General features: G+C 46.4%; 19 protein-coding genes, 1 other RNA gene and 1 CRISPR repeat array (1 of these 21 running past the window's edge). Of the genes, 14 read left to right on the top strand and 6 right to left on the bottom strand.

Features of this window, described 5'->3' with window-relative positions:
- Positions 1-17 precede the first annotated feature (17 nt).
- A complete protein-coding gene (locus NW199_RS03370; RefSeq protein ID WP_258333644.1) occupies positions 18-590 on the bottom strand; it encodes an IS607 family transposase in 573 nt (190 codons plus the stop codon).
- Between the two features lie 826 nt (positions 591-1416).
- On the opposite strand from NW199_RS03370, the gene NW199_RS03365 reads away from it, so the two are divergent.
- The 5 genes from NW199_RS03365 to NW199_RS03345 all read left to right on the top strand — a co-directional run bounded on the left by NW199_RS03365 (position 1417) and on the right by NW199_RS03345 (position 5669).
- Entirely contained in the window at positions 1417-1869 is a 453-nt protein-coding gene (locus tag NW199_RS03365; protein WP_022473321.1) for a DIP1984 family protein, read from the top strand.
- A gap of 369 nt (positions 1870-2238) precedes the next feature.
- Positions 2239-3102: a hypothetical protein gene (locus NW199_RS03360; RefSeq protein WP_258333632.1), complete on the top strand. Its 864-nt coding sequence runs from the start codon at positions 2239-2241 to the stop codon at positions 3100-3102.
- 540 nt (positions 3103-3642) lie between these two features.
- On the top strand, positions 3643-4575 hold the full coding sequence (locus NW199_RS03355; protein ID WP_258333631.1) for an integrase domain-containing protein: 933 nt from the start codon (positions 3643-3645) through the stop codon (positions 4573-4575).
- Positions 4572-4835, top strand: coding sequence for a hypothetical protein (locus NW199_RS03350; protein WP_022473317.1), 264 nt, complete (start codon positions 4572-4574; stop codon positions 4833-4835). Before NW199_RS03355 ends, NW199_RS03350 begins: the two co-directional genes overlap by 4 nt.
- Positions 4836-4844: 9 nt before the next feature.
- Positions 4845-5669: a BTB/POZ domain-containing protein gene (locus NW199_RS03345; RefSeq protein WP_258333630.1), complete on the top strand. Its 825-nt coding sequence runs from the start codon at positions 4845-4847 to the stop codon at positions 5667-5669.
- Positions 5670-5837: 168 nt separating this feature from the next.
- Here NW199_RS03345 and ffs read toward each other — a convergent pair.
- Both ffs and NW199_RS03335 read right to left on the bottom strand, forming a co-directional pair.
- Positions 5838-5936, bottom strand: an RNA gene (gene ffs / locus NW199_RS03340) — signal recognition particle sRNA small type.
- A gap of 118 nt (positions 5937-6054) precedes the next feature.
- Complete coding sequence (locus tag NW199_RS03335; RefSeq protein WP_022473315.1) at positions 6055-7314, bottom strand: nitronate monooxygenase; 1260 nt, start codon at positions 7312-7314, stop codon at positions 6055-6057.
- Between the two features lie 164 nt (positions 7315-7478).
- Here NW199_RS03335 and NW199_RS03330 point away from each other — a divergent pair, with 164 nt between their 5' ends.
- The 3 genes from NW199_RS03330 to rho all read left to right on the top strand — a co-directional run bounded on the left by NW199_RS03330 (position 7479) and on the right by rho (position 10197).
- A complete protein-coding gene (locus NW199_RS03330; RefSeq protein WP_022473313.1) occupies positions 7479-8279 on the top strand; it encodes an enoyl-ACP reductase FabI in 801 nt (266 codons plus the stop codon).
- A 195-nt stretch (positions 8280-8474) separates the two neighbouring features.
- Positions 8475-8792, top strand: coding sequence for a thioredoxin (gene trxA, locus NW199_RS03325; RefSeq protein ID WP_022473312.1), 318 nt, complete (start codon positions 8475-8477; stop codon positions 8790-8792).
- A gap of 142 nt (positions 8793-8934) precedes the next feature.
- A complete protein-coding gene (rho, locus tag NW199_RS03320; protein WP_249092638.1) occupies positions 8935-10197 on the top strand; it encodes a transcription termination factor Rho in 1263 nt (420 codons plus the stop codon).
- Positions 10198-10256: 59 nt separating this feature from the next.
- Here rho and NW199_RS03315 read toward each other — a convergent pair whose 3' ends face one another.
- Positions 10257-11432, bottom strand: a complete 1176-nt coding sequence (locus tag NW199_RS03315) for a sugar transporter (RefSeq protein WP_258333629.1) — start codon at positions 11430-11432, stop codon at positions 10257-10259.
- A 373-nt stretch (positions 11433-11805) separates the two neighbouring features.
- Here NW199_RS03315 and NW199_RS03310 point away from each other — a divergent pair, with 373 nt between their 5' ends.
- From NW199_RS03310 to NW199_RS03295, 4 genes are all read left to right on the top strand, one after another.
- The gene (locus NW199_RS03310; RefSeq protein ID WP_022472578.1) at positions 11806-12066 is read left to right on the top strand and encodes a type B 50S ribosomal protein L31; all 261 of its coding nucleotides are present in this window, start codon (positions 11806-11808) and stop codon (positions 12064-12066) included.
- A 99-nt stretch (positions 12067-12165) separates the two neighbouring features.
- Positions 12166-13881, top strand: a complete 1716-nt coding sequence (locus tag NW199_RS03305) for an ArnT family glycosyltransferase (protein ID WP_258333628.1) — start codon at positions 12166-12168, stop codon at positions 13879-13881.
- Positions 13881-15293, top strand: coding sequence for an MATE family efflux transporter (locus tag NW199_RS03300; RefSeq protein WP_258333627.1), 1413 nt, complete (start codon positions 13881-13883; stop codon positions 15291-15293). Before NW199_RS03305 ends, NW199_RS03300 begins: the two co-directional genes overlap by 1 nt.
- 204 nt (positions 15294-15497) lie before the next feature.
- Positions 15498-16196 carry an SIMPL domain-containing protein gene (locus NW199_RS03295; RefSeq protein ID WP_249092642.1) on the top strand — a complete coding sequence of 233 codons (699 nt, stop codon included), beginning with the start codon at positions 15498-15500 and terminating at the stop codon, positions 16194-16196.
- A gap of 36 nt (positions 16197-16232) precedes the next feature.
- On the opposite strand, the gene miaA is transcribed toward NW199_RS03295, so the two are convergent.
- Both miaA and mutL read right to left on the bottom strand, forming a co-directional pair.
- Positions 16233-17165, bottom strand: a complete 933-nt coding sequence (gene miaA / locus NW199_RS03290; protein ID WP_258333626.1) for a tRNA (adenosine(37)-N6)-dimethylallyltransferase MiaA — start codon at positions 17163-17165, stop codon at positions 16233-16235.
- The gene (gene mutL, locus NW199_RS03285) at positions 17162-19036 is read right to left on the bottom strand and encodes a DNA mismatch repair endonuclease MutL (protein ID WP_258333625.1); all 1875 of its coding nucleotides are present in this window, start codon (positions 19034-19036) and stop codon (positions 17162-17164) included. Before mutL ends, miaA begins: the two co-directional genes overlap by 4 nt.
- A gap of 184 nt (positions 19037-19220) precedes the next feature.
- On the opposite strand from mutL, the gene NW199_RS03280 reads away from it, so the two are divergent.
- Together NW199_RS03280 and NW199_RS03275 are read left to right on the top strand one after the other, a co-directional pair.
- Positions 19221-19880 carry a VTT domain-containing protein gene (locus tag NW199_RS03280; protein WP_022472572.1) on the top strand — a complete coding sequence of 220 codons (660 nt, stop codon included), beginning with the start codon at positions 19221-19223 and terminating at the stop codon, positions 19878-19880.
- Positions 19881-19942: 62 nt separating this feature from the next.
- Entirely contained in the window at positions 19943-21223 is a 1281-nt protein-coding gene (locus NW199_RS03275; RefSeq protein ID WP_258333624.1) for an L-cysteine desulfidase family protein, read from the top strand.
- Between the two features lie 14 nt (positions 21224-21237).
- Positions 21238-21721: direct repeats of the CRISPR family, unit length 36 nt; unit sequence GTTTCAGTTATTCGTTGGATAGTGTTTAATTGAAAC; it runs 327 nt beyond the window's last position.

Raw genomic sequence — 21721 nt, 5'->3', positions numbered from 1 at the left:
CTTCCTATTCTTTCAATCTATTGCGCGGCTTTCACTGCTTTTTTCATCCCGTTAATCAACTTTTGACTCTTTTTACTGCGTGAACCATAAAGTCTGGCACTGAAAACGGTAATGATTTCTAAAACATCTTTAGCTAAATCTTCTTCAAAAGAGGCTTCTTCCCCCTTATTGACGATCACCACTTCAACGCCTTTCATTTCGCAAACCGAGAAAATCAGCTCTGCGCCAAAGCGCAGGAGACGGTCTTTGTGAGTGATCACCAGGCGCTCAATTTTACCGTTAAGAAGTTTTTGCAGTAAAGACTGCAATCCCTTTTTTCGATAGTTCATTCCACTGCCAAGATCGCTGATGAGCTCGAAATTCCAACCTTGCGCGGCACAGTACATTTCCAAAACGGTTTTTTGTCTTTCTAGATCTTTTTTCTGATCAGCGCTTGAGACTCGAGCGTAAGCTAGCGTTATACGATCTGGCTTAGGAGTAACTTTCCGGACAAACCCCATGATTTGTTCAGCCGAATACCTTCTCTGATTGCCTTTGGTTCGCTGGGGAACTAATTTCCCCTCGGATTCCCAACGTCTGAGGGTAGAAATAGAGACGCCTAATCATCACACGCCTCATAGTGAAAGTTTTTTCGGGAATTTAAATATATTTCATTACTAGTGAAAGATTTTGATAAAACCAGAAAAATCTTTCACTAGATTTATTCTCAATTTATCAGCGTCATAAACCTTATCTGTGCGAAGTAGTTCACTACTGTGGGGTAGGTTTAGAGAAATGGTCTGATTGTGCTAATAAGCAAAAAAGAAGTGGCGAAACTTTTAAGTGCTACTAACTTGAAAAAGGTAAAAATATTTTTCGTTTGTTTTTCAACTAGTTATAAAAATTAAGCAAAAACTTCATCTAAGTTGAATCAGCAAAAAACAAGTAGCGTTAGTAGTCTGGATAGCAGTTTATACCGATGATAAAACAGGAGTAAACAGACTATTCATCGAGAAAATTTATGCCTAAAAAGCTATTACATTAACTAAAAAAATTGTTGAGCAGTACTGCGATACCCCTACCCGTCTCCAGATCTAGTCACCGACTGAACTATAAATGCTATGCCGATGGGAGAGCTCCCGGTTACAACACCACGGTCGTATTGGATGTTTCAATCCGCTGGACCATGAGAAAAGAGGGCAAGCTCTATTGGCCTGACTTGGCCTGTTTCACACACTACAAAAGGCAAAAGAATGAGCTCAAGCTTGCTTCTGCTGAAACGTATGCGTACTGCCGCAAGTGGTACTTCAAATAACCCGCTATCTCCAAAGAAGGGTGGCATCCGGCTCATCTGCAATCAGGTGGGCTGGATGCATCAAATTCTGAAGCCTGCCCTTGTAGGCTCACTTTAAAAGGAAAGAATAGAGAGGTAATAGCATGAAATTAGCTGAAGCCCTGATCCTGAGAAAGGATCTGCAAACCCGATTGGTTCGCATACAAGAACGCTTAAATGCCAATGTGCTGGTTCAGGAGGGTGACCGCCCCAGCGAGGATCCTGCTGAACTTATCAAGCGTCTGAACGAAACATGCGCCGAATTGAACACCTTAATTTGCCGCATCAACAAGACTAACTCGAGCACATTGATGGATGGACGGCCTCTGGCGGACGCAATCACGGAACGAGATCTGAATCTTCGCAAAATAAGCATCCTGCGCTCTGCTCTCAAGAAAGCCGCAGACCGTCCCAGCAGGTACTCTCAAAAAGAGATCCGCCTGTTAACGCCTCTGGATGTCCAGAAGGAAGAAAAAATCGTGGATCGTCTCTGCTACGACACTCGGGCTCTAGACGCCAAGATCCAAGGCAAGAACTGGGAGGTTGAGTTGCTGTAAACAATTCGGTTGTAGCAAACGAAATTTGGGCGAGGACACAAAGCTGAAAAGCTTTAGCTCGTATGAGCAACCAGTTGAGGGCTGGAGTCTGGCTAACGGCGGCCAATGATTAACAGTCAAGCCGTTACGGTGTACGCGAGAACGCTTACCGAGCACATTAACTACCAACGTTCTGACAAATTTTGATTTGCGAGGGTGGGTTTGGGGTTTATAACAATTGCTTTTAAACGTGAGAGGGCGATCTTGGAAACAAGCATCGCCCTTGAGCTTAACAAGGGTATCAACTAACTTTGCAGGTGCTTTATGTCTCTCTCAAAACTTTCGTTAACGCTGCTTTGCGCTTCTTGTCTTTCCCTGACAGCGTGCAGCATGACCAAATTAACCGATAAGGCCTATGACTGGCAATACGATACAACAGAAAGCCGAGCCAAAAACATCGGTGATGTCTTCGGGTTAAAGGGTGTTTCGGATGCTGAACTGCCGAAAGACGCCAAGATTGACAAAGACTCCATCCTCTTAAACGGTTCTATCAATTCTGGCTTATTGCATTGGGGCAGTCATTTTGGGACGGGTGCCACTGGTGTCGGTGCCTTAGGTTGGGGCTTCGGTTTCGCCCTTCTTGATAGCGCATTGCGTGGCGATCCCTTTGAAATGCAAGACGGATACTTCGGCTACGTTCCTGTATCGAAAGCCAAGGTGGGTGATCAAGCTGGCAAACAATTCCTTGACCACATCGTGACTGCAACTAAAAAAGCCGCCAAGGAATTAGGCATTACTAAAAAGTTCAAAATTGTTGTTAGAGATGCTTATATTTGGGGCGAACCTGATCGCTATGCTGGCAAGAACATTTATTTTGTCAACGAACGCTCAGGCTGCAAAATTACTGACGATCCTAAAAACAGTTGCCTAGTGAAGGTTTACGTTTCGCATCCCGAACAACAAACCGTAATCACCCCTGTTATTGCAAACGGCAAAGTCATCCCTGCTTGGAAGATTGAATCCCGAGATATCGACCGCGCTGCTCTTGGATACGATTCTTTAACCTTATATCGTGGCGATAGCGATCAGTTCCCTTATAACAAATACGACCTTTATCCAATCATCGCTAAGTATTTGCCGCAATACGCGTACATCTATTCTGCTCCAGCTAAGACAAAGGAATACACCTATCGTATGCCACCAATGATCTACGAGAAGAACAAAACTTTGTTCTTTGTTAAGCCTCAAAGATAATTATTCTGAGAAATCAAATTACCCCTGCTCATTTTTTAACAGGCTATAGCCGAAGATTTTTTGTAAAAAGTTTTTTCCATTTGATTGAACATGGTGAACATGGTTAGCATGATCAATTTAATATACGATCTATCTATTTGTTTATATTGATACTTTTCCGCTTGAACCATACAATCTCCTCAAACCTCCGATCAATTGATTGGACGTTATAAAGCCTGTAAGTAACGTTAAATTCAGGTGAGTTTCCGTTTGTCTCTTCGCGATGACAAAAAACGGCAGTAGTAGTTGTTCAATTTTTGAACAACCATTAAGAACCCAAGATTAAAAATCTTGCTGCCTCATACACAGAGACGCAGAAATCTAATAAGGATAAAAACCTTGGATATCAGGCGATCTGTAAAAAATCAGATAGTGAGTTCACTCACTTACGGTGATGAGAGGATGACTGGCAACGCCTTGAACCGACTGATTTTGAAACCATTGTTCAGCACTTCTTTTTTGTGCAAATAACACTAACCTATTTTTTGCCACGAGGGTTGTATGAGGAATAAAGGCTGGGGAACCCGGTCATTGCGAGGAATTGGGGAAATTGAATTAAAGCGCGCCGTTGCGCGTAAAGAAATTTCCTTCTCCTCCCGTGCTACGCATTTTGAACATTGGGTTAAGTTCTGCGACTACTGCAAATCTAAGGGTATCGGTCGGCTAGAAAACATCACCTCAGAATCTCTGATTGACTACGGCCGAACCCTAGCAGAGCAATCACAACAGAAGCAACTTTCTGTAGCCTATGCTCAAAATTGTGTTTCCTCAGTCAATACCATTATGCGACTGATCATTGGAACACAATGGAAAAGAATCTCACCGACAAAAGACTGTGGCATCGGTCATCGATCTTTTGTACGAACAACACCTCCCCGTACCGATAAATTGATCTGGGAAGCAATTGCTGCCTTATGGAATCGCCCTAGAGAAAAAGCACTTGTTTGGCTTTGTTTTGCCTTTGGTCTTAGATCGAAAGAAGCTTCTCTTTTAAATATCCGTCAGGCCATTAAAGAAGCTGAAAAAGAACAACAAATTACCGTTATTAAAGGTACAAAAGGCGGTCGAAAACGAATTGTCCGTATTACTAATGCAAATCAAATCGAAGCATTGAAATTTGCACTTTCCAGCATCGAAAACAGTGACTTGTGTCTAGTGCCAAAACACAAAACCTACAAGCAGTGGCGAGAGGGAGATATGAGGCACGCAAGGGAAATTGTGAAAACAGTAGCTCAAACCACAGGGTTACAAGCTCTTAGAGCTGCTTATGCCTGCAACAGATATCAAGCACTATCGTCATTTGAAGCACCTGTCATCAAAGGCAAAAGAAATGCTCCCAAACTGCTTGATATCTCGACCAGACAAGAGATCACAGAAGAGTTAGGTCATAGCCGCCTATCAGTTACTAATGCTTACTTAGGGAGTAGTAAATGAACCTAAGACAAGTGGCCTGGCAAGCCACAGCCGGCTACCGAAAAAAAGGTGCCAAAAAGTACCGACATCTTCAGTGTGCAAGGTTATTGAAATTTATCGCCTTTGCTCAAAAGCGAGGGGCAAGGGACTTTGGCCAAATTGGCAAAAGGACCTTCATCGCGTTCTGCAAAGAATACAAACTTTCAACCAAAACGGTTGAAGAGTACCGGAAGATTATTTCCTTTTTCAACCAACTGGTTGATGGGAAAATTCACATTTGAGAGGTAAAAATGTTAAAGCAAGCATTTAACATCGATCAGGCGGTTATTTGCACTGCCATCGACAGCCATTGTGTTGGACTTTATCCAATATTCGATGTGCCTTATCTGGCTGACGAATTAGAGCTCGAATCCATTCGAGTTGATCTGGATGATCCAGAGGGCATGCACATTCACTTTCGCCCTAGCCACATTTCAGCGATTAGAGCTAAACCAATTGAACCGTCGTTAGGCGAAGAAATCTGTAAAGACTTTTTGTCTGATCGAATTGGCTTATTCTTGCCGTTTGACAGTAGCAGATATCTTGGTGTTAGCGAACACGAATTGATTTGCTCAAGAGTCGGTGAGCTCCAAAGCATCTTCAATTTGGGGAACATCATTCGCATGAGTGATATCTTTCCTAAAATTGAATTTGACCTCCAACGTAAATTGAACGATGGAAGCGTTGGTTGTGTATCAGCTGGCGTTTATTCATTACTCATGGAATATGTCGGAGATTCTTTCCCGGCGTATCAAGCGTTGTTGGCTGAGCAAACGGAAGTATTCAACTCACTGCTTTCGTGTCAATACTTGCCCTTACACTCAATCCCAAACAAAGTAGCCAATCAAATTGGTGCTGTAAAAGTTGATGGTATTGGTTGGTGTGTCGACCTGTTTGAGGAAGGGACGTTGGAGCCATTCATTGCATATTTGGCAAAATCGCCCGCAATTGCTGAAATTGTTAAGCAACATGAGATCTGGTGCCATTACCGTCAAAAATCTTGCAGACGTCTCTTGAGAGCTTACGAAGAATTGATGCGTGACTATCAAAAATGGTCATCCGATCCTAAACCTTAACATCAAAACTAAAGGTGATTCACAAACGTGTTTCACCTTTCAACTTATATATACGTTGCGCAAAAACAACAAAAAAAGCTAAAGTTTGATCTAATACGTTAGTAGTTTCTTTAGCAGTTTGATTTTGAATTTCTTTTAAAATCAATGAGATAATAAACCAAAAAAAGAAGTGGCGAGCCTTATCCTCGGCACTACATTCACTTCGCTGTGGCTGCTCCGTTCCCGGCCTGACCAGGTTCACGACGAATGCATGCGAGGGGACCCGCCGGGAGCGCAGTTTATCAAATTTCCCCTGAAATTTCAGGATTTTTTCGTTGAACTTTTTGTAGAAAAACGGCCTACGAAAAAACACTCGCAGGCCGCCTTCTTTTAAAGCTCTAACGACTTAGAGCGGTTTGGGCAACTGAATTTGATCGCCCGTGCTCGTGATGTAGTCGTTATAGATTTCTTCGGCACTCGGGAAGTACCACTGGCCATTCGGGAGCTTCACCGTCGTTTCCTTAAGTCGGAAGGTCTTAGCGCCACATGTCCAGACGTTATAGAGCTTCATATGCGTACACAAACAGCACTTCATCTCTTCAGGCTTAGGCATAGCCTTCTTTGTCATCATGTCCCACCACTGGGTCAAATACGGACACTTACCCTCTTTAAGCATATAGCCGTACGGCTCACAGTTAGGCGGCACACGCATCTTAATGGCCGGAGACGACTTCAGCATACGCATCAAATAACCCGTAGCCGAGAGGTGATTGACTTCGATGTCATCTTCCTTGGCATTGATGTAAGCGGTCTTAACCGCATCGGGCAGGCCACATTCCTTACTGATCGTAAAGCGCGTGGCTACCTGCACTCCATCGGCTCCAACCTCTTTAATCATTCTGACGGCTTCACCACCCGTGAAAATACCACCGGCAGCAAACACCGGAATATTAAGGTGATTATGGGCCAGATACGCCTTTACATCTCTGACAATATCTTCAAGCGAAAATTCTCTCCAGTCTTCACCGAAGCCCAAATGTCCGCCAGCCAGCGGACCTTCCACCACAATGTAATCAGGCAAACGATTAAGGCGACGGTTGCGGTTTAAGAAAAGATTCAAAGCGCGAACAGACGAAACAACAATACCGAGCAAAGCATCGTTGAAGCGTTTGTTCTCACTCATGAGATTGAAGCTTGACAAATGTAGGCCCGCCGAAAGCGTAATACCGTCAATACCTGCATCCAAGGCAGCGTTTAGACGAACGCCGAGTGACTCATGAGGGGCGTTATAGGTCAGTTTTTCCATGCAATTGAGAAATACCAAGCCTTTGCCCGTAGCACGGCTCATCACATCGCCCACATAACGCAAAGAGGCCTCGCGCACATCATTTAAGTCAAAATGATTGTCAGATTTATCCGGATTTTTTTGGCATCCGTAATAGCGCTTAACTTTCTTAGCCGTAAAATCAGTGCCGTAAAGACGGTCGGACAAATCCATTTGCATGGCATCGGAAATGTGAGCAATACCACCCAACTTCTCCACGGCGAGAACCATCTCAGCCGTGGAAATGTTCACACCCATGCCGCCGACCATGAGCGGAACATATTCTTTATCTTTCAGACGAATTCGCAAGTCCTTAAGACAGACATCACTTAAAGCGTTCATCAGAGACTATCCTCATGGATAAAAATTACTATCTGAAAAGTATGACAGTCCAGTTTGTAAAAACCGTAACAGAAAAACTAGGACATTCCCCTAAGGCAATCACCCTTGACAAGCCACTCTTTTTCAGTAAATTAAGTCAGATTTAAACTTTCAGGAACTTAAAAATGGCTTTATTAACGGGCAAGAAGCTGCTGATTACCGGCATCTCTTCGAATCGCTCCATCGCCTACGGTATCGCAAAAGCATGTAAGGAAGAAGGAGCCGAACTGATTCTGACCTATAACAACGAACGTTTCCGCGAGCGTCTTGAACGCTTCGCAAACGATTTCGGTGCCGCTGCTGTTATTCAATTAAACGTTGCAAGTGATGAAAGCATTGAAGCTGCGGCTGCCCGTGTCAAGGAAGTGTGGCCGGAAGGTTTTGACGGTTTTGTGCATTCCATCGCCTGGGCTCCGCGTGAAGCCATTGAAGGGTCATTTTTAGAAGGTCTTTCCCGTGAAGGCTTCATGGCGGCGATCAATATTTCCGCCTATTCTTTCGCCGCCTTGGCTAAAGCCTTCCTGCCACAACTTGAAGGCAGAAAAGCATCCCTTGTGACGCTTTCTTTCTTGGGCGCTGAAAAGGTCGTTCCCAATTACAACACGATGGGTGTTGCTAAAGCCGCCCTTGAAGCCGTCACTCGTTATATGGCCGCCGATCTCGGCCCCAAGGGTATCCGTGTTAACGCCTTATCGAGCGGTCCGATCCGCACGTTGGCGGCAAGCGGCATTAAGGATTTCCAAAAGATGCTCGCTCACGCTCGCGATATCTCGCCGTTGCGTCAGACCGTTACGATTGAAGATGTGGGTCGTTCGACCGCGTTCTTGCTGTCTGACTATGCACTAGGCATTACGGCTGAAACGCTTTATGTGGACGCAGGATTCCAAGCCATGGCTGGTCAAGTCCAGGCTCAAGAAGAAGCCTAATAACGAAACACTTGTTTGAAGTCGCCCGAAATTTCGGGCGATTTTTTTGTATACGTCAAAGTTCCTTGAAAACTATTACCAAAATAGACAATTTCAAATTCCCAATCGCTGAAAAATCCGTTATGCTCGTCTCATCAGACACAGTGGCATCACTGTCAGGACAGTTTTTATTTTTTATTGAATGAAGGTGAAATCATGAGCGATATCGTTCACTTAAATGACTCCAACTATGAAACCGAAACGGCACAAGGTGTTGTGGTTGTGGATTTCTGGGCTCCTTGGTGCGGACCTTGCCGCGCGCTTGCTCCGCATTTGGAAGCCGCCGCTCAAAAGTTTGACGGTAAGCTTCGCATTGCCAAATATAACGTTGACGAAGCCAATGAATACGCAGCCAAACTCGGCATCCGCTCCATTCCCACTTTAATCGTTTACGAAGACGGCAAACCCATCCAACAGCACGTCGGCTCCATGGGTCAATCTCAGTTGGAAGATTTTTTAAATCAATTTGTTTAAAATGCCCTCCGAATCCGTTCCGGAGCTCATTATCCGGAACGGAATCTTTTGATTAAATCCTTTTTATACCTAACGATCAGAACAGCGGTGAAAGCTTGTCTGCCTTCCCCTGCCTTTTCAATACACAATTTCAAAAATTCAAATGCATCTTTCCGAACTCAAATCGTTGCATGTCTCCAAGCTCTTGGACTGGGCTATTGACCTTGGTGTCGAAAACGCCAACCGCATGCGTAAGCAAGAACTCATGTTCTCCATTTTGAAAAAACGCGCCAAGGACGGTGAACAAATTTTCGGTGATGGAACGTTAGAAATTCTGCCCGACGGCTTCGGTTTTCTCCGTAGCCCCGAAACCTCTTACCTCGCCAGCACTGATGATATTTACATTTCTCCTTCACAAATCAGACGTTTTAACCTGCACACGGGGGACTCCATTGAAGGTGAAGTGCGCACTCCGAAAGAAGGCGAACGCTATTTCGCCCTTGTCAAAGTTGAAAAGGTAAACGGTCAGCCGCCGGAAAACTTAAAGCATCGCATGCTTTTTGAAAACCTCACGCCGCTCTTTCCGAATGAACATCTGGTGCTTGAGCGCGATATCAGAGGCGATGAAAATTTAACCGGCCGCGTCATTGACATGATCGCCCCGATCGGTAAAGGTCAACGTGCCTTGATTGTTGCTTCACCCAAGAGCGGTAAAACCGTCTTGATGCAACACATCGCCCATGCCATCACAGCGAACCATCCCGACTGCGTGCTTTTTGTTCTGCTCATTGACGAACGTCCTGAAGAAGTCACTGAAATGCAGCGTACAGTTAAGGGAGAAGTGGTCGCCAGTACTTTTGATGAACCGGCATCTCGCCACGTGCAGGTAACCGAAATGGTTATCGAAAAAGCCAAGCGTTTGGCCGAAAGCAAAAAAGATGTCGTGATTTTGCTTGACTCCATCACTCGCCTGGCACGTGCCTATAACAACGTGATGCCCACCTCCGGCCGCGTGCTCTCAGGCGGCGTGGACGCCAATGCTCTGCATCGCCCCAAGCGCGTTTTCGGTGCCGCCCGTAATCTTGAGGAAGGCGGCTCTCTTACGATCATCGCCACCGCCTTGGTCGATACCGGCAGCCGCATGGATGATGTGATCTATGAAGAATTCAAAGGCACCGGCAACATGGAAGTGCATTTGGAACGTCGCTTGGCCGAAAAACGTATTTACCCGGCTATCAATGTTCTGCGTTCCGGTACCCGCCGCGAAGAACTGCTTTTGAAGCCGGATGTTTTACAAAAGGTTTGGATCTTGAGAAAACTTTTGAGCGACATGGACGAAGTCGAAGCCATGGAATTCTTGCTCGAACGCTTGAAAGCAACCAAGAGCAATGCCGACTTCTTCGATTTAATGCGTCGCGGCGGTTAAGCTTTAAAAAGCTGGCAAAAGCGGCTCTTCCAATCAACCGGAGAGCCGTTTTTTTAACCTCAACCCAGAAAACGTCTAATCATTGCGAAGCAAATGATTCCGCCTAAAAAGGCAAAGACCGCACCCGCATAACCGATCCATTCAATAGCCGGTATCGAGCACACCCAACCACCCACCAGCGCACCGCTGCCGATTCCAACGTTGGCAATCCCTGAATAAATTGACATGGCGATAGGAGTGGATTGCGGTTCCAGCCGAATCACAACGGCCTGAAATACCAAACCGAAAATTGTGAAAGTGATCCCCCAGAAAACACACAAAAGCATAGCTGACCAGATGTGTGCCGAAGACAATTCCATTAATGCCAGAAAAATACCGACACCAAACGTACCGGTTGCAAAAAAGAATTTGGGCTGTTGCTCATAGCAACGAGAAAAGAAAATGCTGGCAAGAATACCTGCCACACCAAACAAAGTCAGCGAAAAGGTAATCTCGCTTTCGGGCATATGAGCGACCTGAGCCATAAAGGGCTCGATATAACTGTAACCCGTAAAGTTAGCCGTAAAGATCAAAGCGGTCAGAACGTACACCCCAATTAAGGCAGGATTTTTCAAAATGCCCGGCAATTTTGCAACAGAAGAGCCTTGGGTGTTGGCGGGCACGCGCGGAAAAATAAAGAGTAAAAATATGGCAACCGCCAAAGCCACTAAACCGATTGAGAAAAAGGTGGCTCGCCACCCCATGTAAAGACCGACCATGCGACCCAAAGGAAGACCGGCAATCATGGCAACGGCTGTCCCTGTTACAACAAGGCTCAACGCCGTGGCGCGTTTACCTTGAGGAGCGATGCGCACAGCTAACGGCGAAGCAATGGACCAGAAAATGGAGTGCGAAAAGGCAACGCCTGCTCTTGAAAGCATCAGCGTGATGAAACTAGGCGCCACCGCTGACAAAAAGTGGCTTACTACGAATAGACCGAGAATGCCCAAAAGCAATTTTTTAAATTCCACTTTTGAGGCTAAAAGCATCAAAGGTAGAGATAAAACTGTCACAATCCAGGCGTAGACTGTGATAATCGTACCGGCCTGGGATTCTGTAATTTGAAAATCACGGGCTATATCGCTTAAAAGTCCAATCGGGATGAATTCAGACGTATTGAAGATGAAGGCCGATAAAGTAAGGCCTGCTACCGGAGCCCAGAGTTTGAGAGCACCAGTCTCTTCTTGTTGAGCCATGGCGCTTTCCTTTCTTTGAATTTAATACAGGCGCAAATTATAGAAAGATACCCAAGGAAAAAATAGACTTGTGACTTTCAGGCAAGATCAAGGTCAGTCACGTTTAATATTTTTAAAATTTTTAAAAGTACAGTTTCAAAAATTTTAAAAGTTGGCTTTTAATTTTTTTTAACTGATCTTTGAAGGGATAAAAATTTGGAATTCGTTTTTCTCTCAACAGTTTTGCAAAAATTTGATATTTATAGGAATTTATTGGATAATTCCGCTTCTCTGTCGGAACGTGGAGATGCATGCCCGCGGTAAGACCTTGGTTAACCGGGCTCGTGCGCAAGGCTCTCAGGGCGGCCGATAATTTTTTAGGAAAACTTTACAAATGAAACAAGGTATTCACCCCGAATATCGCGAAGTGGCCTTCTGCGATTTGTCCATCAACAAGACGTTCATCATCAAGTCAACCGCTCAAACCAAAGAAACGGTTGAAATCGACGGCGTGACCTATCCGCTCGTTAAGCTTGATACATCTTCTGAAAGCCACCCCTTCTACACGGGCGCTCAAACGCGCATCGTTGAAGCCGGCCGCGTGGAAAAATTCCGCGCCAAGTACGCCAACCTCGGCAAGAAGGCTGCGAAGTAATTTTCTCTTTGAAAGTTTCTCGCAAACAGAGGCAGTCTGTCATATATGGACTGCCTCTTTTCGTTACAATAGCTAAGTCAAATTCATTAGCCTATTCACATGTTTGAAGAACGTCCCTCCCCGATTGTTGCCTCGGCTGCTTCGGCTCGGAAGTTGCCTCGTATGGCGCTTCTGGCCCTTTTGGTTGTATTCATTATTCCGGGCTTGCTGTCACGCGACTTTTGGAGTTCATATGAGCTGACCAGTTTTGCGCTTGTGCACTCGATGCTGCAAAGTGATGCGGTCGGCTGGCTTTTGCCGCAATTGGGAGAGAACGCCTATGTGACCGATGGCCCTCTGTCTTTATGGGTATCGGCTCTTTTTGCCAAAATTTTCGGACCGCTTTTCTCCGAAGCCAGCGCAAGCCGCTTAAGCGTTCTGGTTTGGTTTGCCATTGCAACTTCAAGCATTTGGTATGGGACTTGGTATCTTGCCCGTCGTTCAGAAGCTCAACCCGTTGTTTTAGCGTTCGGCGGTGAAGCCTCGCCTATTGATTACGGACGGGTTGTCGCCGATGCGGCATTGCTTATGTTTGTCGCGACTTTCGGCCTTTTTGTTCCGATTCGGCAGCTGTATGTTGAAACGGCGCTTTTAGCAATCGTTGCCGCCTTTTTCTTTTCCTTGGCATGGACCTTGAGAAGGGATGTTTTAGCCCCTCTTTTAACAGGAGTGACGGTCGGCGCTGCTGTTCTTGCCTCTAATCTTTTTGCAGGTATTTCTCTTTTAATCATTGCGCTTTTCATTCACGCAAGAGTGCATGCCTACGAAACACCCTTTATAAACCGAGCCACACTCATTATTGTGGCTGCCTGTGCTACCTTTTTCGTCTGGCCCATTTTGGCCGTTGCCGTGGCCATTGAAACGGTTGACGCCTGGTTTGATATCTGGTGGCAAACGCAATTAGGCTTTTTCGGTCTTATCGCAAGTTCTGATGTTTACTGGATGCTGGAAAACTTTATTTGGTTTCTCTGGCCGTTGTGGCCTTTCGCCCTTTTGGGCCTTTATGCTTTCAGAAAACAGCTGGACCGCACACACATCAAAATACCGCTTTGGATTTTCATCGGACTTTTGGTATTTTCCGCCGCCGGTCACCTGCCCGGTGAGCGCTTCCTGATGCTTTTGACCGTTCCGCTCTGCATCTTGTCCGCATTTGGTCTCTTGTCAGCCAAACGATCACGCGAAAATATCCTCGACTGGTTCTCTGCAACCGTCTTCACATTAGCCCTGATCACCATATGGCTTTACTTCTTTGCCTGGCAAACCGGGTGGCCACCCAAGATGTCTAAGTCCATTGTGAATTTGGCACCTGGACTTGTCCCCTCGCTTCACGGATTGCTTTTTGTACTCTGCTTTGTCACGCTTTTAGGATGGCTTACCCTGGTTTTGTGGCGTATGAACCACTCACAAGTGGTGGCTTGGAAGGGCCCTTGGCTTGCCGCCGCCGGCATCACGGCTCTTAGCATCACCACGGTTTATTTATTTGAGCCGGTCATCGACCGCGCTCGCAGCTATGAACCGATTGTCCATGAAGTGACAACAGACTTATCAGCTCACGCTAAAAAACGAGACTGTCTGAGCATTCAGGAAGTTGATCCTGTCAAAGAGATCCTCTTTAACTACTACGGACTGACATTTAAAGATGACAACACTTGTCGTTTCGTTTTCACGACTGACAAGGCCTTTAAAGACAGTTCTCAAAAAGAATCTTCTGTTCTCGGCCGCTACAGTCGTCCGCGAGACCGTGAACGCTTTGTGTTATATAAAAAAGGTGAATAATGAGTCATCCGCTTCCGCAACGTCTGACCCCACCTGATATTTCCGGTCGTGCCATTGCTAAATTGGCCGGCCCCATTTTCGTTGCCAATATCGCTATTGTGGGCGGCGGCACCATCGACACAATTATGGCCGGCCATTTAGGCGCAGACCACCTGGCCGCCATCGCTTTGGGTCTGGCTTCCATGATCATGGTTTTCATGGGGTTGGTCGGCATTCTTCAAGGCATGAGCCCGTTGGCCGGACACCATTTCGGCGCACGGAAATTCGAGAAAATCGGTTTTGAACTCTCTCAGTGTCTCTGGCTTGCTTTTTTCCTATGCTTTATCGGCATGCCGCTTTTAGGCTGCACGGACATTTGGACCAATCTGGCTCAAGCCCAAGGCCCGGTAAAGACCATGGCCTCTCAGTATCTTTTGATCAGCATGCTGGGGTTGCCCGCGGCTATGGGCGGACGCGCTTTTATCGCATTGAATGCCGCTGTCTCCCGTCCCAAGGTGACGATGTACGTTTCTTTGGCCATGCTGGTGCTCAAAGCGCCTTTAAATGCGGTATTCATGTATGGCTGGCTGGGATTTGACGCATTGGGCGGCGCCGGCGCTGCCGTCTCTTCTACGATTCTGACCTGGCTTTCGTTCTTCGTTTATATCTACGTTTGGAAGAAAGATTCTTTCTACCAGCTCATGCGCTGCAAACGCTTCTACGGTCCAGACCCTCGTGCCATGTGGGCGCAACTGAAAATCGGTATTCCGATTGGACTGTCGACCTTCTTTGAAGTGAGCTCGTTTACGTTGATGGCCATTTTCATTTCGCGCTTTGGAGCCGTCACTGTTTCAGCGCACCAGATTGTCGCCAACATCACAAGTCTATGCTACATGCTCGCACTGGCAATCGGGATTTCCTGTACGGTCTTGGTCTCCCAGTGCTTGGGAGCCGGTTGGCCCAGCGTCGCTGAAAAGGCAACAAAAAAATGTCTGACTATTGCCGTATCGGTCGCCTCCATTGTCGCTTTGTCTCTCTTTTTTGGCAGAAGCTTTTTGCTCTCACTTTACACAAGCGACGAAACCGTTATTCGCATCGGTTTTTCGCTTATTCTCTTTGGCATCCTTTATCACGTCTTTGATGCCATGCAATGCGTGAGCTCCTTTGCATTAAGAGGTTATCGGGTCACATTCTGGCCGATGGTCATTTATGGCGTATTGCTTTGGGGGGTAGGACTTTTCGGCGGCTACTACATGGCTTTTATTGGCGAACCTTTCAGCACTCCTCTTGCTGCATACGGTTTCTGGGGCATGACAGCTCTCGGACTCTTCTTAGCCGGTGTTGCGCTTGCCATAACTGCACTTTATGTTGCCCGAACCCGTACCAAGGAAGAAGAAGCGGTCGCCAAGAAAGCCGCTGAAATGGCTTCTTAATCACAAAGGAGAGACAAATATCCTAATAAACCGTTGTCTCTCCTTTGAATCTTCAAAAAAAGTTCTGAATTTTTCAGGCGATTAGTCAAAAAGACAAAATATCAAAGCTTTTGTTAAATTCAAAACAATTTGAAAATTTTCTTCCCTGAACCATCCTCTGTTCCCTATCATGTTTTCTAAGAGCAATGGTTAAAGGAGAAGCAGATGAGTGTTCAACAAAATTTAATCGCCGGCGTCTGTGTGGCCATCGGTATCGCCTCTGTCGGCATTTCTCTAAAGGCCGGTATTGACCATTTTGTCGATCGTGATCGTGTCGTTACCGTCAAAGGACTGGCTGAAAGAAACGTTCAAGCCGATTACGTCATCTGGCCTGTCACCTTCCGCGTCACCGGCAACGATTTGAGTGCGCTCTATGAAAAAGCGCAAACACAAAGCGAAGAAATCCGAAACTTTTTAATCAGCCAGGGCATAAAAGCTCAAGATATCTCTCAGGGCACTCCTTCTGTCCAGGATCTGCATGCTGACTTTTACGGCAATAACCTGCCGCCCGAGCGATACCGTATGGAAATGGCCGTTTCTGTGGCAACCACCGATGTTGATACGGTTTTAAAAGCCATGGTCAACCAAAGCGAATTGATTCAAAAAGGGGTTCTTTTTACGCAGAATTACCGTACGCAATTTTCCTTTAACGGTTTGAACTCTATCAAACCGGAGATGGTTGAAGAAGCCACTAAAAACGCCCGATCCACCGCTCAAAAATTTGCTGAAGACAGCGATAGTGAATTAGGAAAAATCAGACGCGCCTCTCAGGGGCAATTCTCAATTTATGACCGAGACAGCAACACGCCCTACATTAAACGCGTTCGGGTGGTTACAACCGTTGAATACTATCTGAAGGATTGATGGATAAAGCTGGGCCGCCTCCCCGGGCGGCCACTTTTAGTTTGGAATCAAGAATTCTTTAATGTGCTCGGTTGCCAAAGCATTGGCATCTTCTTCAAACGGATCAATGGTCACCAGTTGCGGCATCGAACGCATCCATGTCATCTGACGCTTGGCTAATTGGCGAGTGGCAGCAATGCCTGCCAAAACAAATCGGTCGTAATCGATCTCACCGCTCAGATAATCGATGGCCTGACGATAGCCGACAGCTCGCATGGAGGGGCTTTGACGCTCGAAACGATCATCGGCCATGAGATGCTTGACTTCATCGAGAAAGCCCGCCTGAATCATCATTAAAAAACGTTTTTCAATGCGTTCGTGCAAAAGCTTCCGATTCTTGGGTAAGAGCCCTAATGTCAGGAAAGTGTGCTCTGAACCTTTATTTTGCTGACTTTGATAATAGGAAATCGGCTTTCCAGTTTGTCGATACACTTCAAGAGCCCGACTGATACGTTGAGAATCCGTCGGATGAAGCCTGTGAGCGGTCTGCGGATCCACTTCGGAGAGTTTTTCGTGCATGGCCGGCCAGCCCAATTGCCGCGCTTGCCGTTCAATTTCTTCACGCACGTTCAAATCACTGGAAGGCATTTGATTTAAGCCATCTTTCAGTGCCTTGGCATAAAGCATCGTACCGCCCACGATTAAAGGCAAACGGCCACGAGCTGTAATCTCTTCGATCAATCTTTCACAATCTTTAAAAAAATCGGCCGCGCTGTAACTATCAAAGGGATCGCGAATATCAATTAAGTGGTGAGGAACGCCTTCTTTTTCCTCTTCGGTGGGTTTGGCTGTTCCAATATTCATCCCTCGATACACTAGGGCCGAGTCTATGGAAATGATCTCCGCATTAAATGTATGGGCAAGCTTCACCCCTAAAGCTGTTTTCCCGCTTGCTGTCGGTCCCAACAATAAGACAGCCTTGGCCATCATTTGCCCCGCATAAAAAGCTTATCTAAGTCAGACATGGACATCTGCACCCAAGTCGGTCTGCCGTGATTGCATTGATCAATACGCTCGGTCTGCTCCATTTGACGCAAAAGCGCATTCATCTCATCGATACTTAAATAACGATGTGCCCGAACTGCGCCATGGCAGGCCATGGTGGCCAAAATCTCGTTGCGCTTTTCTTCCACCAAATTGCTCGCCCCGAACTTTTTAATGTCAGCCAACAACTCTGTAATCAGCGCTTCTCCAGTTTTCTCAATATCTGCAGCCAAAACAGCGGGAACAGCGCGCAATCGCAGATGTGTAGGAGAGGCAATTTCCAACTCTATACCAAGATTTAAAAGCAATGACTGATTGTCTTCAAAGGTTGCCATTTCTTCAGCATCAGCTTGAAACACAAGCGGAATTAAAAGTTGCTGAACAGCAAGCGTTTGAGCGTCCATCTGTGCTTTTAATTTTTCATAAACGATTCTCTCATGCGCTGCGTGCATATCCACAAGCACCATACCGTGATCGTTTTCGGCCACAATGAATACGCCGCCAACCTGCCCTAAAGCTCTTCCCAAGGGATAAGTCAGTTGCTCCTGATCATGCGCCTGAGTAAACGCTGTACCCGAGCGGATAGCTTGAACAGTGTCCGGAATAACACGCCCTCGAGACGGTTCTGCTTTAGTCTGATAAAAGTCTAAGTACCGATTCAATTGCGACGGTTCATAAGCCGGTGCGGCTTGGGAACGCAACTCAAATGCGCGGGCATGAGTTGAGCCCGTCCCCTCCGATATCGGTTTTTGCACCGTTTGAGTGTGCGGTTGAGATTGATCTGAAGCGCCTGCATCACTTTCCATTGCCGATAAGGCGGGAGCTAAAGCGTTTTGAACCGCGTGCATCACAAACTGGTGAACCCACTGAGAATCCCTAAAGCGCAATTCACTTTTTGTCGGATGAACATTAACGTCCACCTTCACGGGATCGATGTCTACAAACAAACAGTACATCGGCTGCAGCTGATTGTGCAGCACATCAGCATAGGCGCTCTTGACCGCATGGGCTAAGAGCTTGTCGCGAACAAAGCGACCGTTGACATAGCAATATTGAGCATCGGTTCGAGCACGACCGGCCGTTGGCAATCCTACCCATCCATAAACACGCGCAGAAGCCGTTTCGGCGTAGACCTCGCGTTGTGCGCGAGCAAACTCATCGGGCAGAATCCTGTTGACACGCGAGCGGCTTTCTTCAATAGGTAAAACCAAAACCGGCTTGCCGTTATTGACAAGACGAAACTCAATAGTTGGGTGGGCGATGGCGATTCGCTCCAAAGCCACTTTACAATGCGCCGCCTCCGTTGCCTCTGACTTTAAAAATTTTCGTCTGGCAGGCGTTTTAAAAAACAAATCCTCCACTTCCACCTTGGTGCCTTGAGTGCCGGCCGCAACATCCACCTCTCCTTCATGAATACTGTATGCACAGGATTGATCCTGTGTTCTGGACGTTAAGGTCAGTGCGCTTACTGAGGCAATCGAAGCCAAAGCTTCACCGCGAAACCCAAGACTTAAAACGTGTTCCAGTTCGTTTAGATCTCGAATTTTGCTGGTTGCATGCCGCTTCAGGGCCAAAGGCAGCTCTTCTTTGGCAATCCCCCGACCATTGTCTGTCACCGTCAGCCGTTTTATTCCTCCTGACTCCAGTCTTACCTCAATGCGGGTGGCATCCGCGTCAATGGCATTTTCGACAAGCTCCTTGAGAACGGAGGCCGGGCGTTCAATCACTTCGCCGGCGGCTATTTGACTGACCAATTGATCCGAGAGCTCTTTAATCGCTCTTTTTGGGGAATGTTCTGTGTTATTCAGTACTTGCATAATGACGGGATTTTAGCATTGGATTTTCCGCCGGGCTTTGTGTGTTCACAATTTGCTCTTGCCAGCGGACATAGGGCCTAACAAATTCGTGCGTTTACAGCTCTTTAAAACTAGCCTAAAAATGAGTAAACTCTCCAACGTTAAATTAATAAAAATAACCTTATTTTGATTGGCTCCCCCGTTTATGGACTGGTCTTTATTCATTGATTTGTTTACCAACGCCGATCGCTTTTTAATTACGATCGCCAACGATTACGGCATTCTGATTTATATCATCATGTTCATGATCTTTTTCCTGGAAACAGGGATTGTGGTCATGGCCTTTTTACCGGGTGATTCACTTTTATTTGTTGCCGGCGCCGTGACAGCAACGGGAGCAATTGATCCCTGGTGGCTTACGGGGGTTGTCACACTTGGAGCTATTCTCGGCAATACGTCCAACTTCTATATCGGTTCTTGGCTTGGACATAAAATCTACGATGGCTCGATCAGCTGGATTGACCAAGAAGCCCTTAACAAAACGCATCAGTTCTATTTACTCCACGGCGGGAAAACTATCTTTCTCGCCCGTTTTGTACCCATCGTCAGAACATTTGCTCCGTTAATTGCCGGAGCCGCTTCCATGCCGGTTTGGCGCTTTGAGTTTTATTCCATCACGGGTGCTTTTGCATGGGTTTACGGTTTAGTTTGGGCCGGTCACTTATTTGGCAACATGCCTTTTATTCGTGACCACCTGACAACGATTTTGCTTTGCGGTATCGGGTTTGCTTTAATTCCGACTGCCATCATCGCCGTTTCAAAGTTCTTAAAGAAAAAGAAAGGCGAGCAAAAAGCGATTCAATAATCATTTAATAATGGGCGCAAAATCTCACGGTTCTGCGCCCATTGACTCATAAGGAGAAAGACATGCGACAGTGGGAACACTTTATCGCGATTATCAAAAAGGAAGTTCAACCCGCTTTAGGCTGCACGGAACCAACTTCCATCGCCTATGCTGCAGCCCATGCAGCCAGACTTTTAGGGAAAAAGCCTGAACGTCTTTCTGTCGCAGTCAGTGACAATCTCTACAAAAATGCCATGGGTGTTTTTGTACCGGGAACCGGTCAAATCGGTTTACCCATCGCCGCAGCCGTCGGCGCTTTGGGCGGCAATCCTGACGCCGGGCTTGAAGTATTGGCAACCGTTACACCCGCTCATGTGAAAGAAGCCATGACAATGATTGAAAACGGTTGCGTCAGCATTGAAAGAGCCGATAGCCCTGATGCCGTCTACTGCAGCGCCACTGCGTATGCCGGAAGTGATTCCGCGCAAGTAACCGTCCAAGGTGACCATACCGGTATTGTTGAAGAACGAAAAAATGGCGAAGTTGTTTTCAAAAAAGAACCCGCTATTAGTACCAATGCGGAAGGACAAAGCGCTGTGGGCGGAGAAGAAATCAACTTAAAGGCTATCTATGATTTCGCATTGAAAGCTCCCTTTGAGGATATCGCTTTTATTCTCCAGGCACGTGATATCAATATGGCTTTGGCCGCTGAAGGCTTGGCAAACGAATATGGTCTTGAACTCGGCCGAACCATCAATGAGCAAATCAAGGCCGGTATTTTGAGTTCTGACCTGATCAACAATATGGCCGCCTGTACAGCTGCGGCCTCTGATGCTCGAATGGGCGGCGCAACCCTGCCTGCCATGAGTAACTACGGCAGCGGCAATCAAGGCATCACGGCAACCATTCCTGTTGTCAAAATGGCCGAGTACGTTAAAGCGGATGATGAAAAATTGGCTCGGGCGCTCATCCTCTCGCACCTTGGAGCTATTTACATTAAATCGCACTACCCATCACTGTCAGCGTTCTGCGGCAACACTGCCACCTCTTCGGCCGTAGCGATGGCTCTCGTTTACCTTAATTCGGGTACATTTGAGCAATGCTGCATGGCCATCAACAACGTGATCAGTGACACTTCCGGCATGGTTTGCGACGGTGCCAAATCCACCTGCGCCATGAAGGTTCATACGGCCGCACAAACAGCCTATAAATGCTGCTTCTTAGCGCTCGCTGGTCACGGCGTTGAAGGTCAGGGAATCGTCTCTGCCGATGTCGAACAGACGATTGATAACCTTGGTGCGATGATTACCAAGGGGATGCAGCAAACCGATGAAAAGATCATCGAGATTATGCGTCACAACTGATTTCTTTTAATTAAGTTTGAGTTATTCGTTGGATAGTGTTTAATTGAAACAACAAAGCAAGTTGGGCTTGTTTCTTCTAAGGGAAGTTTCAGTTATTCGTTGGATAGTGTTTAATTGAAACTTGACTGTTGGAAACGAGGACACATTGTTGTGTTTCAGTTATTCGTTGGATAGTGTTTAATTGAAACAAGAAGCTACTGTCGCCTTGTTGGACATCAACACTGTTTCAGTTATTCGTTGGATAGTGTTTAATTGAAACCGAGATTCGTGCCATTATCAGCGCATTGGGCGTTGTTTCAGTTATTCGTTGGATAGTGTTTAATTGAAACTCAAGGCTGCTATTGAAAAGGCAGCCGGGCTTGAGTTTCAGTTATTCGTTGGATAGTGTTTAATTGAAACATAGAAATCTAGTCGCTAACTACCGTGCGATTCTTTGTTTCAGTTATTCGTTGGATAGTGTTTAATTGAAACTTGCGGTTGGTTGTCTTGCGTCGCTCC

This window comes from Parasutterella secunda (genome assembly GCF_024733725.1).
GTDB lineage: Bacteria > Pseudomonadota > Gammaproteobacteria > Burkholderiales > Burkholderiaceae_F > Aphodousia > Aphodousia faecalis.
Note: the sequence above shows the minus strand (reverse complement) of the source record. Positions and strands in the feature narration are given on the sequence as shown.